Annotated in this window: 13 protein-coding genes and 4 tRNA genes; 7 read left to right on the top strand and 10 right to left on the bottom strand. The window is 55.3% G+C overall.

Going from position 1 to position 13,811, the window contains the following annotated elements; translation table 11 throughout:
• Nucleotides 1-11 precede the first annotated feature (11 nt).
• A complete protein-coding gene (locus G565_RS0114105; protein WP_211227183.1) occupies nucleotides 12-608 on the bottom strand; it encodes a LemA family protein in 597 nt (198 codons plus the stop codon).
• Nucleotides 609-1,018: 410 nt separating this feature from the next.
• On the opposite strand from G565_RS0114105, the gene G565_RS0114095 reads away from it, so the two are divergent.
• From G565_RS0114095 to G565_RS0114075, 5 genes are all read left to right on the top strand, one after another.
• Nucleotides 1,019-1,095 (top strand) — tRNA-Met (locus tag G565_RS0114095).
• Nucleotides 1,096-1,104: 9 nt separating this feature from the next.
• Nucleotides 1,105-1,179 (top strand) — tRNA-Gln (locus G565_RS0114090).
• Between the two features lie 61 nt (nucleotides 1,180-1,240).
• A tRNA-Gln gene (locus G565_RS0114085) sits at nucleotides 1,241-1,315 on the top strand.
• Nucleotides 1,316-1,429: 114 nt separating this feature from the next.
• A complete protein-coding gene (locus G565_RS0114080) occupies nucleotides 1,430-2,296 on the top strand; it encodes a sulfurtransferase (RefSeq protein ID WP_028671486.1) in 867 nt (288 codons plus the stop codon).
• Entirely contained in the window at nucleotides 2,293-3,327 is a 1,035-nt protein-coding gene (locus G565_RS0114075) for a polysaccharide deacetylase family protein (RefSeq protein WP_028671485.1), read from the top strand. Before G565_RS0114080 ends, G565_RS0114075 begins: the two co-directional genes overlap by 4 nt.
• A gap of 167 nt (nucleotides 3,328-3,494) precedes the next feature.
• On the opposite strand, the gene fbp is transcribed toward G565_RS0114075, so the two are convergent.
• From fbp to G565_RS0114035, 7 genes are all read right to left on the bottom strand, one after another.
• On the bottom strand, nucleotides 3,495-4,520 hold the full coding sequence (fbp, locus tag G565_RS0114070; protein ID WP_245584187.1) for a class 1 fructose-bisphosphatase: 1,026 nt from the start codon (nucleotides 4,518-4,520) through the stop codon (nucleotides 3,495-3,497).
• A 219-nt stretch (nucleotides 4,521-4,739) separates the two neighbouring features.
• Complete coding sequence (locus G565_RS0114065) at nucleotides 4,740-5,960, bottom strand: glycosyltransferase family protein (protein WP_028671483.1); 1,221 nt, start codon at nucleotides 5,958-5,960, stop codon at nucleotides 4,740-4,742.
• Complete coding sequence (locus tag G565_RS0114060) at nucleotides 5,953-6,747, bottom strand: HAD-IIB family hydrolase (protein WP_028671482.1); 795 nt, start codon at nucleotides 6,745-6,747, stop codon at nucleotides 5,953-5,955. The genes G565_RS0114065 and G565_RS0114060 overlap by 8 nt, the downstream gene beginning before the upstream one ends.
• On the bottom strand, nucleotides 6,744-7,616 hold the full coding sequence (locus G565_RS24240) for a hypothetical protein (RefSeq protein WP_051207937.1): 873 nt from the start codon (nucleotides 7,614-7,616) through the stop codon (nucleotides 6,744-6,746). Before G565_RS24240 ends, G565_RS0114060 begins: the two co-directional genes overlap by 4 nt.
• Before the next feature lie 319 nt (nucleotides 7,617-7,935).
• Nucleotides 7,936-8,646, bottom strand: a complete 711-nt coding sequence (locus G565_RS0114050) for a DUF3581 family protein (RefSeq protein WP_028671481.1) — start codon at nucleotides 8,644-8,646, stop codon at nucleotides 7,936-7,938.
• Nucleotides 8,647-8,821: 175 nt separating this feature from the next.
• Nucleotides 8,822-9,745, bottom strand: coding sequence for a carbohydrate kinase family protein (locus G565_RS0114040; protein WP_028671480.1), 924 nt, complete (start codon nucleotides 9,743-9,745; stop codon nucleotides 8,822-8,824).
• A gap of 284 nt (nucleotides 9,746-10,029) precedes the next feature.
• Nucleotides 10,030-10,105 (bottom strand) — tRNA-Glu (locus tag G565_RS0114035).
• A 158-nt stretch (nucleotides 10,106-10,263) separates the two neighbouring features.
• On the opposite strand from G565_RS0114035, the gene G565_RS0114030 reads away from it, so the two are divergent.
• Together G565_RS0114030 and aceK are read left to right on the top strand one after the other, a co-directional pair.
• Nucleotides 10,264-11,049 carry a hypothetical protein gene (locus G565_RS0114030; protein WP_028671479.1) on the top strand — a complete coding sequence of 262 codons (786 nt, stop codon included), beginning with the start codon at nucleotides 10,264-10,266 and terminating at the stop codon, nucleotides 11,047-11,049.
• Entirely contained in the window at nucleotides 11,036-12,760 is a 1,725-nt protein-coding gene (gene aceK / locus G565_RS0114025) for a bifunctional isocitrate dehydrogenase kinase/phosphatase (protein ID WP_028671478.1), read from the top strand. Before G565_RS0114030 ends, aceK begins: the two co-directional genes overlap by 14 nt.
• 32 nt (nucleotides 12,761-12,792) lie before the next feature.
• On the opposite strand, the gene G565_RS0114020 is transcribed toward aceK, so the two are convergent.
• Complete coding sequence (locus tag G565_RS0114020) at nucleotides 12,793-13,287, bottom strand: hypothetical protein (protein WP_028671477.1); 495 nt, start codon at nucleotides 13,285-13,287, stop codon at nucleotides 12,793-12,795.
• Between the two features lie 196 nt (nucleotides 13,288-13,483).
• On the bottom strand, nucleotides 13,484-13,811 hold a 328-nt coding region (locus tag G565_RS24235), incomplete at its 5' end, for a transposase (protein ID WP_037339376.1).

Here is a 13,811-nt window from a genome sequence, read left to right as displayed (position 1 = left end):
TCAGTATCCGCTCAGAATTGTACCTGGGGTGCCTCGCGTGCCTCGGGGTTTTCAAGCTCGAACAAGGCGGCATCTTTGAACCCGGTGACGCCGGCCAATACGTTATTGGGAAAAGATTCCTTATAAGTCTGATAGTTCATAACCGCATCGTTATACGCCTGACGGGAAAAGGCCACCTTGTTTTCAGTCGACTCCAGACTCTCCATCAAATCCCGCATGGTGCCATCGGCTTTGAGGTCCGGGTAGGCTTCGGAGACGGCAAACAAACGCCCCAGCGCTCCGGACAACATGCCTTCAGCCTTGCTCAGCATGTCTACCATGGGGCCGTTGGTTGGGTCCGCAGCCGCTGTTTTCTGCGCCGCGACCGCCTGATTGCGGGCAGCAATCACGTTTTCCAGCGTTTCCCGTTCATGCGCCATGTACTTCTTGGCGGTCTCTACCAGATTGGGAATAAGGTCGTGCCGGCGTTGTAGCTGAACATCTATTTGAGAGAAGGCATTTTTGAAGCGGTTGCGCAAAGCCACCAGTCGGTTGTAGATCACCACACCAAAGATGACGATGAATAGGGGGATGCCCCAGGTAACAACCGTTCCGATCCAGGATTCCATGATTAGCTCCTTTTGTACGGCACCCACCCGGGTACCTGTAATGTAATAATTGGCCTGCAACCCACTCCGGTCAACTGCCATTGCGCTGCAGCTGGCAGTTTAGCGAGGCTTCGCATAAAACTGTAGAACCGTGTTCACGTTTTCGTTCACGATCGCCAAAACGGCGCGTCATCAGCCGTCATTTCGACACCAGTATCCACAGGTGACTTGTTTTTTTGGTCAATCCTGCGAAAATCGCCGCCCTGTTTGCTTGCAAGCAGACGGTGGTAAAGTGCAATGATTCTGCGGTGGCTGCTGAACCGGGTTTGATCAACTGATTCGAGGTTCTAACCCCTTGAATTTTTTGAAAAAAACAAGATGTTCATATTGACACACTGGAAAAAATTCGCATAATACGCAGCCGTTACGGAGGCTATGTAGCTCAGCTGGTTAGAGCACAGCATTCATAATGCTGGGGTCGCTGGTTCAAGTCCAGCCATAGCCACCAACTTCTTATTGGGCCGTCGCCAAGTGGTAAGGCAACGGGTTTTGATCCCGTCATTCGCAGGTTCGAGTCCTGCCGGCCCAGCCATCTTCCCGCCTTCAGTGGTATCTTATCTTCTCTGTAGACGGTACAGTTCCGTACGTTTTGTTGGGCCGTCGCCAAGTGGTAAGGCAACGGGTTTTGATCCCGTCATTCGCAGGTTCGAGTCCTGCCGGCCCAGCCATTTCACAGCGTTACCCTCCTCCTCTTACGCTTTCATGACAGCTCCTGCGCTTCTCTATGGCATTGATTATCGTTATTGTGGCCAGCAGTCCGTTCAATGAAAGGAACCCGGCGCATGTCGATTGCTTACCACCCGCTGATCGAGGTCGACCAGCTAGCAGACTGGCTGGCCAACCCCGACATCACACCTCCGTTACTGCTCGATTGCCGCTTCAACCTGGCCGACCCAACTGCCGGGGAACAAGACTATCAGCAGGAGCACTTGCCCGGGGCTGTCTATGGCCATCTTGATCGGGATCTTTCCGGTACACGGATTCCCGGTCAAACCGGTCGTCACCCGCTGCCCCACCCTGAAGACTGGCAGGTCTGCTTGCGTGACTGGGGCGTCAATGACGATACGGCCATCGTCGTATACGATCAGAATAATGCCATGTTCGCAGCGCGTGCTTGGTGGTTGTTACGTTGGGCGGGCGCCTCCCGGGTCCAGGTGCTCAATGGCGGAATGAACGCCTGGCACGGCCCCATGCAGACGGGGCCCGACCATCACCCGCATCGCGCCGGGAACATCACTGTTACCTGCCCACCCGACTGGGTGATATCCGCAAAACAATTGGCGCAAGCGCAGCCTGACCTGACGCTACTGGATGCCAGGGCCCTGCCACGCTTTCTGGGCGAAGAGGAACCGATGGACGCCAAAGCCGGTCACATTCCCGGTGCCCTTTGCGCTGATTTTAGCGGCAACCTTGATGCCAGCGGTCATTTTCTGGCGCCCGAGGCCCTCGCCAAACGGTTTGATCGCGTGGGCAACAGCCCGCACCTGGTGAGTTATTGCGGTTCCGGCGTGACCGCCTGCCATAACATTCTGGCCCTGACGTTGGCCGGTTATCCGCAACCCCGTCTTTATGCCGGATCCTGGAGCGAGTGGATCACTGACCCACTACGCCCCATCGAAACCATTCCACCCAAGGAGCCTATTTTATGACCAAGCGCCTGATTCTGAGTCTGGGTGCGCTGCTGCTCAGCATCACCGTACACGCTGCCGATAGCGTCAATATTCTGGTCTATCACCATGTCGCCAACGACACTCCGGCCAGCACCACCATCAGCCCTGCGGGCTTTCGGGAACACCTGCAGCTATTGCGTGACAACGACTTTACGGTTGTATCCCTGACCGACGCAGTGGCAGCACTGCGCGGCGATACAAGCATTGAACTGCCCGAGAAGGCCGTGGCCATCACCTTTGATGATGCTTATGAAAACATCCATACCAACGCCTTCCCGTTGCTCAGGGAATTTGAGGCGCCCTTTACCGTCTTTGCGGCCACCGATCCGATCGACCAGAACTTTCAGAACATGATGAGTTGGGATCAGCTCAGAGACTTACAGGACTGGGGCGCCACCGTGACCAACCACAGTCGCGACCACGACTACATGGTCCGGCATTCGCCGCTCGATGACGCCTGGCTGCAAGCTATGGTCGACAACGTCAATCATGCCCAGCAACGACTGACTGACGAACTGGGCGCCGACGTTCCGCGCTGGTTCGCCTATCCTTACGGTGAATACAACGAGACGCTCAAACAAGCCCTGCGGGATGAAGGCTATGTTGCCTTTGCACAACATTCAGGCGGCATACGCGCCGACAGCGACTGGGGGGCGCTACCGCGCTTTGCAGCCGCCGGTGTCTATGCCAACCCCGAAACACTGATCACCAAGCTCAACAGCCGCCCAATGCCTGTGAACCAGACCGCTCTGCCCGATATGCTGACGCCTGAAACCCGCCCCAGTGTGACCGTCGAGCTGACCGACCCGTCCGACATGGGTCAGGCACTCAACTGTTTTGTCGACAGCAGCTGGGTTGATGCTGAATGGCTGGGTGAGGCCCGGTTCAAGGTTACCGCACCGGAGGCACTGAGTGACGGACGTCACCGGTTCAATTGCACGTCACAGGCACGCAGCGGGGCTTTTTTCTACTGGTTCTCGCAACCCTGGCTGGTGCAGACTGACCGGTAGTGACCGATTGTCGCAGTCGCGACACACACGGGCATTCATCCATCGCCTGCCCGTAGGTTGCCGAGCAGGCCTGTGACTAAAATACCAGGCAACAGGGGGTCTGGTCCCCGGGTTTTTATCACCGCATAGCAGCAACCGGACGCATTGCGCGTCCGGTTGCTGCCCAATCAGCCTTTTCCACCAAACTCATCCAGGCACACTTCCAGATCTTCTATCATGCGTCGGGAACCGGCAAAGAAAGGTACTCGTTCATGAAGCGATTCAGGCTGAATATCCATAATCCGCTGGCCTGAGCCACTGATCGCACGACCACCTGCCTGCTCAACGAGAAAAGCGATGGGGTTGCACTCATACAACAAGCGCAACTTGCCCTCCGGGTAAGGCGATGAAGACGGGTACAGGAAAATCCCCCCATAGATCAGGTTGCGGTGAATATCAGACACCAGTGAACCAATATAGCGGCTGGTATAGGGGCGCGATGTCGCCGCGTCTTCCACCTGACAGTACTTGATGTAACGCTTTACCCCATCCGGGAAATGTACGTAGTTGCCTTCGTTGACCGAATAAATCTGACCCAGCTCCGGGGTCTTCATATCCGGATGCGACAAAGAGAACACACCCAGGGTCGGATCAAAGGTAAACCCGTTTACCCCCTGGCCGGTGGTGTAAACCATCATCGTGGACGAGCCGTAAATCACATAGCCGGCGGCTACCTGCTCATTCCCGCGCTGGTAGAAGTCTGCGTCGGTGACCTTGGTTCCTACCGGCGATCGACGTTTGTAAACCGAAAAAATCGTACCGACCGATACGTTCACATCGATATTGGACGATCCATCCAAAGGGTCCATCAACACAATGTACTTGCTGTCAGTGTTAAGGCCATCATCGAGCAGGATGTAGTGATCTTCCTCTTCAGAGGCAATGCCACATACCACGCCGCGTGCCGCCAGCGCCGCCTTGAAGGTGTCGTTGGCCAGCACATCCAGCTTGCGTTGTGCTTCGCCCTGAATATTGTCGCCCCCGGCCAAACCGGCAAGATCAGCCAGGCCCGCCTTGTTGATTTCGCGGTGTATGACTTTTGCGGCCAGTCGAATGGCGGAAAACAAGGCGGAGAACTCGCCCGAGGCGTTGGGGTAGTCTTTCTGATTGGCGACGATAAACTCGCCCAGCGTTTGCATAAAGTGCGGTTTCATGGTGCTTCCCTGGTGTTATTTGGGTTAATAGTCGGGTTGATTATCAGGTTGATGGTTTATTGCTTATCGGGTCGCCTCTGGGGCGACCTCATTATTAGGTGAGCGGACAGGCCGAAGAAACCGGGTAAATCTCAGCGGCCTGGCAGGCTCGGGTTGAGCAACATGACGTCGCTCAGGTGGGTATTATTGATCGTACAGCGCCCGGTGGCGAGCCCTGTCTTAGCCCATTTCCTGATTATCGAGTTCCACCGCATCGAAAATTTGCTCGAGAATGTCGGGAATGGCCGACTGTACCCGGCTCCAACTGGGCATAAAGGGCGTTGCCATCGGGTTCTCCAGAAACTCCTGACCTGCTGACATCACATTGCGTGCAAACAGCTCCACGGCTTCCTCTTCGGCGTGGCGATCGAGTGTCAAGCCATTGAAGACCGCATCGTTGTAGTAAGTCTCAATGTAGTCGAGAGCGACCCGGTAGTAAGTGGCCTTGATGGTACGAAAGTGCTCTTCGGTAAACACCTGCCCCTGAGTCGCCAGCTTGCGAAAAAACGCCTTACTGATATCCCGGGACATTTTTGACAGACCCTGGCGCGCGTCTTCGGGGCTTAGCGGCTGGTGTTTGTGATCATAAACATCGGCCACGTTCACCTGGCAGATGCTTCGCGGGCTGTAGTTGCGGTGCAACTCAGCCAGCACGCCTACCTCAAGGCCCCAGTCACTCGGGATTCGGATGTTTCGCAGCACATCGGTTCGCAAGCTGAACTCACCGGACAAGGCGTAGCGGAAGGAACTCATGTACTCGAGAAACTCGTTTTCACCCTTAACCATCTTCAGCGCTCGAATCAAAGGTGACACCAGCAGCCTGCAGACGCGTCCGTTCATCTTGTTATCGGCAATGCGAGCGTAGTAACCCTTGCAGAACTGGTAGCGGTATCCGGGGTTGGCCACCGGGTAGATCAGCCGGGCCAGCATGCTGCGATCGTAGGTTTTGATGTCGCAGTCGTGCATGGCAACTGCCTTGGCCCGGTTGGCTGCCAGGATGTACCCATAGCAATACCAGACGTTGCGCCCCTTACCCATCTCGGCCGGGGCCAGGCCTTTGCTGGCCAGCAAGCGGTCAATAGCCTGTAAGCGCGGACCGTCATTCCAGAGAATTCGGACCTGCTGGGGTAGCCGGCTGAAATAGGTCTGAGCGTGTTTGAACTCATCGCGATTGGCCCGATCCAGCCCCACCACAATATCGTTCAGATACGGCACCGGTATCAGCTCCTGAACGATGTTCTCAAGCGCGGGCTGTTCCAGTTCGGAATACAAAGACGGCAATACCAGTGCCATCGGATTCTGATGGGAAAAACCGACCAGTTCCTTTTCCATGGACGCCAGTGGACGATCCACCAGATTATGCAGGTTGGCGATCACGCCATTCTGGAAAAAATCACTCATTTCGTTCTCCTCGGGTTCCATCGAACAGCCCCTGACCCATCAACGACAGCATCGCCTCATTCCAGCCGGCAGGTCCCGGTTGGCTCGCACGTTGAATGGAGGTCAGGGATTCAGGCCGGTCAGTGCCGGCGGTGGGAATTCGTATCGCTATGGTGGCAAGGGCGAGCATGGCATCGTCATTTCCGCCATCCCCAAGCGCCACGGTACGCTCAATGTGCAGACGGTCGATCATCCACTTCAGCGCGGTGCCTTTATCGGCATGCCCTGCCAAATGCAGAAACCGCCCGCCCTCGAGCACTCGCCCGCCCTGAGCTTCGACCGCCTCGATAAAAGCGGTTCGATTGGGCCACTGCGCCGGGTAATAGACGGGTAACGAAGCCTCCCGGTCACGGGCCAGGCCAGCGTCTGCCAGCGTCAACCCGGTCCACTCAGCCACTTGTTGGTCGCTGGCCTGATGAAAGCCGATGCAGCGGGCACCGGTTTCCCGACAGGCGTGTTCAAACCAGTCAATCAACGTGTCGGTCGCCTCACCGAGGACTTCACGGGTCTGCAACCCGGCGCGGTCGTCAATGACAACCGCCCCGTTTTCACAGGCCATCAAAGGCGCCAGGTAAGGGATCTCGAGTCGCAGCGAGGCCAGTTCCGCAGGAGTTTTGCTGGTTACAGCGATCACGGGAATGCCCCGCGTCTGCAACGCCTGAAGAGCCGGCTCGGCCGGATGCCAGTCGTAACTGTCATGATCCAGCAGGGTGCCGTCCAGATCCGTTAACACCATCCAGGCCGTCATTGGGCTGGCCCCTGGCTAAGCCACTGCACCGCACCGGGTTGCTGGTCGGCGTCCAGCGGTATCACCACATCCGCCTTGCCCGGCAGAGTCGCCAGCGCATGGCGCGTCAGTCGTTCGTAATGAGAGATGAACCGGCGCAACGCCACCTCATCCATCACCCCCTGCCCTTGCTTGCGAGCTCGCAAAGCCTCTTCCTGCTTCTTGCGCCAGGCAAATACTTGCTCGAACCCCGGTGCCTGAAGCACGACAAGGGCATCCAGCTGCGCAAACCAGGGCTCGTAAAACTGTTTCAACTGATCATTCACGTACCGGCGCCAGTCACCCGCGGTATCTTCCCGGGCTTCCAACTGATTCACCGGTGTTTCCAGCTCGGGCTCCGCTTGCCCCGCCAGACCAACACACCATCCCTCGAACAAGAGGACATCAGGCGGTGCCTCACAATGGTGCCAGTCAACGCGAGGCGCACGGTCATCCTGCGCTTTGTCGAATCGGGGCAGCGAGTGAGAACCGGAGCCGGACTGAACCCAGGAAAAAATATCCCGCCCCATTGAGACATCGTGCGTACCGGGGACACCCCGAGTAGCCAGCAAAGGATGAGTGCCTTGGGCCAGCGCCTGTCGATTGGCCCGACTCAGGTACAGATCATCGATCGACAACACCTCAACTCTGAATCCGGCCAATTCCAAATGCCATTTCAAGACCTCAGCCAGCGTGGATTTACCAGACCCCTGAGTCCCCTGAATACCCACCAACCTAAACCGGTTGGCAACCACCCAATCGGCCAGCGGCTGATATAAAGTGCTTTGGTGAGACAGCAAGGCCTGAGGTAAACCGGCTGTGCGAATGAAATCTGCGAATGACGGGTCCATTATTTGTATCCTGTCCTGCCGTTAGGGCGTTAAGCCCTAACATGAATAACGTAAGAGACACTTCAGGATAGGACACAGCAAGATACCGGCCAGGACTGGCGGCGGATAGGAGGCACTGATTGCACAAAAATAGTGCAATCCGAGGGCATCGCCCCATTTTTACCGGGATGGAGCACCATTCAAGGGCGTGGGCGCTCGCCGTTGCCAAACGACGCGCTGTAACCGGCGTCAAAACACCAGCAGCTTCATGAGAATGGGTTTATTTGAGGACCGCAGCGTGGCCCAACCAACCTTAGTCAGCCTCGCTGCCAGCAAGCCCTCAGCGGCCGTAGCTCGCCCGCAGTTGATCAAATTCAGCAATGACACCGTCCATCAACTCAGCATCAAAAGGTTGCAACCCACTGACGATGAGTTTTTTGATGCCAGTGCCTACACGCACGCCACCGGCCATGATGTTGAACTCAAACAGAGCATCGCCACGCTTACCGTTCACATTCAGTGAGGTATTCGCCAGCTCGAGCGATGGTTTGCTGATGTCGAGGCTGGACAGTTCAAACGCCATACTCTCGTAAATCACCAGTGGCCGGCGCGGGTTGAACATAACCTGATGCTTTTCCAGCAAAGGCACCATGATGAACGGAAAATTCTGCCCGGAAAAAGCCACATAGCTGCGCGTCAGGTCTTCGATGAGCGATGCGTCGTGGCTGGTTTCGCCACTGTGCTCCAGATGCAGATACGCTTTTCCTTCGGCATCGACAATATCTATGGTGCCCTTGTCCACTTCCGGCAGTATCAGCCTGCGATCGGGCCCGACCATACCCGAAAAGCGGACCGACATGGACTTACTCAAACCGTACCGATTCAACACCAGCGCGAAGAGCAGATCACCTGGTACAACAAAACGCTTGGCCCCGACATTGTGAATGGGGTTGAAATCGCCAGCGATTTCCTTGGCAAAGGCACTGCCCTGCTCAGCACTGATGCTGATGGTATTGTCGGTGTGCTGAGTGTGAAAGGCGTCTAGAAACACAGGGCTCCCCTATTTATTGCAGCGGTAGATTACAGTAGTGCTGTTATGGATCTGATTATCCGGTCAGTAACCATGGCGGAACTGGCAGACACCATCACTGACACGCAATCATCCATTGTCAACCAAAGCCACTGATGATTCAGCGGCCTTCAACAAAAAGATCTGTGAATAAGGATCACTGAACATCGGCGAACGCTGGAAATGAGGGAAAGGCTCCCGCCCGACCAACGGCCCAGGCACCACACTTGACGGCCAATGCCAGTACTGATTCCCAATCTGGATCCTCGCTCTGGCAAAGACTGAACAGAATGGCACCTGAAAAGGCGTCCCCTGCTCCGGTGGTATCAACCACATTAACCGCAGGAACCGGCATTTGATGTCGCGCCGTTGGCGTTATCAGGGTAACCGGGTTGGCGCCATCAGTAATGAACACAGCTTTACCTTCATGGGCAAACACCCAGTTAACCAGTTCGGTTTCGGCATCGCCATCCCACAGGTCGACCAACTCTTCGCGACTGACTTTGATCACATCGGCACGCTTGAGCATCGATTGTATTGGCTCGCGATAGTTGGTCTGATCGGGCCACAGATTCTTGCGCAGGTTGACGTCGAAGCTGATCAGATTTCCCGCGGCCCGGCATCGATCGATAAACCCAATGTGGACCCGCCGTATACCAGGCTCAGTCAGGGTGTTGGAACAAGCGTGTACGACACCGGTCACGAATTCAGCCGGGTTCGGCAATTTGTGAGCGGCCAGCATCACGTCCGCCGTACCCTGGCGATAGAACTGGAAGCTGCGCTCACCGCGATCGTCGAGCGTGACCATCGCCATGGGCGTAGGGGCATCGGTTGAACGCAGATAGCGGGTATCGACACCATAATGATTCAGCGCGGTTTTCAGGTACTGCCCAAAACCGTCCCGGCCAACCTGACCAATAAACAAGGAGCGCGCTCCAAGGCGCGCCGCAGCAACGGCGGCATTCGCCGGGGCACCACCCGGATAGAACACCGCCTGGGGCATGGCCAGGCCTTGTTCAGTCACGGTCCCGTTTTGCAGTGCATCGACCAGCACTTCACCAAAGGCATAAACCGGCTTCATGAACTATTCACTCACTTGGGCTGTTGCGTAATACTCGAAGTGTGTCACTTCCGCAGAGGGCTGTCACGGTTGGAAAGCCACCCTGGCCCCGGGTCTGCTACACAATTGGTCAGCAAGCCTGTTGCAGATAAGGAGCCTGAACAATAGGAGCCCGGCCGTATAATGGCTGATAAAACCGGATTGCATGAAAAAGTCTATAATCCAGTGTGGAAACACTGTTGAAGGCTATCGACGGGGAATACTCAGACAAAGCAGCCGAGGCTAACGAGATGGTGGCGCTTAATTGGTATCCCGTAGGGGACTCGAACCCCTGTTACCGCCGTGAAAGGGCGGTGTCCTAGGCCACTAGACGAACGGGACACGTCAAAAGCGGTGGGAACTCTAAGGTCGAGTCTGAATACTGTCAAGCAAATCTTTGTTTTTATACGTTTTTTTAGATTACACTGCTGACTATAAACCCACATTCAGCCGCCGACCATCCGGGTTGAGCCGTCTGCTGAATGAACATGAGAGGCCACATGGGCGCGTCTACTACGACATTGCTTGGTGTTATCGCAGTCACCATCATCAGCCTGATGGTCATCGGCATGCTCATCGCCCAGGGTCGGCACAAAGCCCGTGCTGCCAATAAAGAACTGTTGCAGAACCTGCTCAATCAGCAACGCAAGCTGAACAATGTGTTGCGAGGGTTGCCCTCCTCTTTTCTGTCACCCGAATTGCGCGACTTTATCTATCAGGCACTGCTGCAAAACATTAAGGCACAAATCCCGCTGTCGGCGGACAAAGCCAAATTACTGGAAGAGGACTTTCAGGAGCTGGCGAAAGAACGCGCCCGCTTGCGCAAAAACCCGCCCTCAGTGGCGGCGCCTCGCCTCAATTCCGAAGAAACCAACCTTCACCGCCAGACTCTGAAATCGCTGTTTCTGTTCATAAAACGCAACTATGACAGTGGCCGACTGACCAAGCCCGACGCCGACAAGCTAATGAGCCAGGTGGAGTACAAGCTGGTTGAAACGGCGCTGGATTATTTCAAAAGCCGGGCTGATCAGGCAATGACGACCAAGCACTTCCGGGAAGCACGGGTTGCCTACCAGAAAGCCATTGATACCATCGCGACGTCTCGCCAGGCTCAATTGTTCAAACAGGAGGAGATTGAGCTTCGGAACCGGCTACAACAAATCGTCGAAGCCTGGCGCGACGACCGCAAAGTACAATCCAGCGGTCAGGCCGAGCGGCTGGCGGCCGATATGGAAGGTCTGATAGATGACCAGGAAAGCTGGAAGAAAAAGAATGTCTACGACTGACGCACCATCCATTCGCCTGGCTGAGCGCATTCTCGCGGGCTTCGATCAGCACTATCAGATTTTCCGGTCCTACTGCGAGCGAGCCCATCAGGGATATCTCAATGCCCAATGGCAGGAACTGCAGGCCATTCACCGAGACCGGGTTGATCTCTATGACGCCCAGGTCGACTTGTGCGTTCAGTCGCTGCGGGACTTTGATGGAGGACTGGACCCGAAGAACTGGCAGGGGGTCAAACACTTACTCAGCGAACAACTGAAACAGCACCCACAGCCCGACCTGGCGGAAACCTTCTTTAACTCGGTATTTTGTCGGCTGTTTGACAGACGCTATTACAACAATGAATACATATTCGTCGAATCTGACGCCCTATGGCGCCACTACGAAACCGACGAAGACCTGGTGCGCCGCTATACCGTTGATGGCAATCTGGAAGCCACCATATTGCAGCTGCTCAGAGACATGGACATTGGCCTGCCGTTCGAAAACGCACACCGGGATGTTCGCCACCTGATTCAACGGTTTCGGGATCAGGAACCGGAGCTGGCAAAAACAGCCTCCAAATACAGCATTGATCTGATCACCACCCCATTTTTTCGCAACAAAGCCTGCTACCTGATTGGCCGGTTGAATCTGGCTAACCGCACGCTGCCCTTTATTGTGCCGGTTCTGAACAATGAAGACGGCTTTCTGTACGCCGATACCTTATTGCTCGATAGCAACGCCATGGCCATCGTCTTCGGCTTCGCCCGGGCCTATTTCTTTGTAGATACCGGCTGCCCCATGGCCATAGTTAATTTTCTGCGCAAGCTCATGCCGACTAAAACCCGGGCAGAGCTCTATTCGTCCATAGGTCTGCACAAACAGGGCAAAACCCAATTTTACCGCGAATTGCTGCAGCACATGGCCGTTAGCGACGATCAGTTCGAAATTGCACCGGGTATCAAGGGCATGGTTATGACGGTGTTTACCCTGCCCTCCTACCCCTACGTGTTCAAAATCATAAAAGACAAGTTTGCCCCACAGAAAGACATGACCCGTCAGCATGTCAAAAACCAGTATCATCGGGTAAAACAACACGACCGCGTTGGTCGCATGGCTGATACCTGGGAGTTCTCAAAGGTTGCCCTGCCGATAGAACGTGTATCGGAAGAACTTCAGCAAGAGCTGACCCGGGTAGCCGAATCCAGCATCCGTATAGAAAACAACCAACTGGTTATTAGCCACTGTTACATCGAGCGCCGGATGATCCCGCTGAACCTCTATCTGGAGGACCCGGCCCGTGAAGGGCAGCAGGAAGCCGTGTTAAAAGAGTATGGACAAGCCATTCGAGAATTGGCCGCCGCCAATATATTCCCCGGCGACATGTTATTGAAAAACTTCGGGGTGACACGCCACGGACGGGTCATTTTCTACGACTACGATGAGATTGACTGGGTCACCAATTGCCATTTCCGGCGGATTCCGCCACCACGCTACCCAGAAGACGAGTTGGCCAGTGAACCCTGGTACAGCGTCGCGCCGAACGACATTTTTCCGGAAGAGTTTGCAACCTTTCTGTTCAATGAAGCCCGGCTAGAACGCTACTTTGTTGCCTACCACGCCGCCCTGCTTGATGCAGATTACTGGCGTGGCGTGCAGGATGAACTGAACGCTGGCGTGGTCGCTGATATTTTTCCCTATCCGGAGCACATTCGCCTGATCCGCCCCTGACTGCCGACAGCACAGGGCAGCGCCCCGAGTCGTCAGTTTTGATCGTTCCGCGGCTGGGGCGCGAGTCGACCCGCACTCTGCATTGACAGAGTCCCCGGTTGATCAACACTGATCACAAAGCGACCGCAAGCTGCTCCACCCGAGGGCTGGCACTCACCCAACCCGGCTATCGTCGCCTCTGGTATCAGCTCAAGAATGCGACGGTCGTCCGTTACACACACCATTTTGCCTGCCTCAAGCCCAATCTGTTCACCACCGAGCGTCACCTGGACAGACATCAGACAGTGCCCTGGCAACGCCTCACTCAGAGCCCCTTGGGGGCTGCCGGCGTCACCGGGCTGAACCGTTACTGTACCCGATTCAGTCAGCGTCTGATCCATCAAGGGTACCAGTTGCAGCGTTGCTGCTTCAGAGAGGGAGATCGTCGCACTTGCAGACTCGTCCATTTCCGCGATCGCCGAGCCTGCCATTAGCGACATCAACACAGCCACAGAACACCCGAGTGATATTCCAAAAGGAGTTTTCATGCTCATCCTCAAGTCAGTAAACCGATAAAAACCCGGCCAGTTTACCAGAATCAGAGGCAGCGGGCAGACCACATGCCTTGCCAACGCGAAAAGATTCAGTACACAATGAAACGCACCTTTCCAGCATGGCACAGCCTAATGTACAAAAAACTGATGCTCTTTCTATTGATGGCTCTTCGTAAAACTCTGTGGAACCCTATGGCAGCATATCCAGCTTCCCACAGTGAAACAGTATGCTCGTTCTAAAGCCTTCGAAAGAACGATAACCTCGAGCGTTGGACTTTACCGTCTGAATCTTTGAGTTTAATCCCTCGGCGACGGCATTGCTGATCCGGTGATCGAAGTAATTCAACAAGCCATTTTTATGCGCTTTTAGCATTCTGGCCACTTTCTTGATGGGCTCCAAACGGCAACGAATAGCCCAGCTGTACCACTTCTCAAAATAGCGTTTCGCCCAACCTTTACTGTGGTAGTCCCAAAAGGGTCGGAAATGTTCTTTGATAGCCCATGAGCGTGCCACTTTG

This window comes from Saccharospirillum impatiens DSM 12546 (assembly GCF_000423605.1).
Lineage (GTDB): Bacteria > Pseudomonadota > Gammaproteobacteria > Pseudomonadales > Natronospirillaceae > Saccharospirillum > Saccharospirillum impatiens.
The sequence above is the reverse complement of the archived record's forward strand: the minus strand, read 5'-3'. Positions and strand labels throughout refer to the sequence as shown.

Coding starts and splice junctions, on each gene's coding strand:
- G565_RS0114105 (WP_211227183.1), bottom strand. CDS start 608: ATGGAATCCTGGATCGGAACGGTTGTTACCTGGGGCATCCCCCTATTC.
- G565_RS0114080 (WP_028671486.1), top strand. CDS start 1,430: ATGTCGATTGCTTACCACCCGCTGATCGAGGTCGACCAGCTAGCAGAC.
- G565_RS0114075 (WP_028671485.1), top strand. CDS start 2,293: ATGACCAAGCGCCTGATTCTGAGTCTGGGTGCGCTGCTGCTCAGCATC.
- fbp (WP_245584187.1), bottom strand. CDS start 4,520: ATGAAACCGCACTTTATGCAAACGCTGGGCGAGTTTATCGTCGCCAAT.
- G565_RS0114065 (WP_028671483.1), bottom strand. CDS start 5,960: ATGAGTGATTTTTTCCAGAATGGCGTGATCGCCAACCTGCATAATCTG.
- G565_RS0114060 (WP_028671482.1), bottom strand. CDS start 6,747: ATGACGGCCTGGATGGTGTTAACGGATCTGGACGGCACCCTGCTGGAT.
- G565_RS24240 (WP_051207937.1), bottom strand. CDS start 7,616: ATGGACCCGTCATTCGCAGATTTCATTCGCACAGCCGGTTTACCTCAG.
- G565_RS0114040 (WP_028671480.1), bottom strand. CDS start 9,745: ATGAAGCCGGTTTATGCCTTTGGTGAAGTGCTGGTCGATGCACTGCAA.
- G565_RS0114030 (WP_028671479.1), top strand. CDS start 10,264: ATGGGCGCGTCTACTACGACATTGCTTGGTGTTATCGCAGTCACCATC.
- aceK (WP_028671478.1), top strand. CDS start 11,036: ATGTCTACGACTGACGCACCATCCATTCGCCTGGCTGAGCGCATTCTC.
- G565_RS0114020 (WP_028671477.1), bottom strand. CDS start 13,287: ATGAAAACTCCTTTTGGAATATCACTCGGGTGTTCTGTGGCTGTGTTG.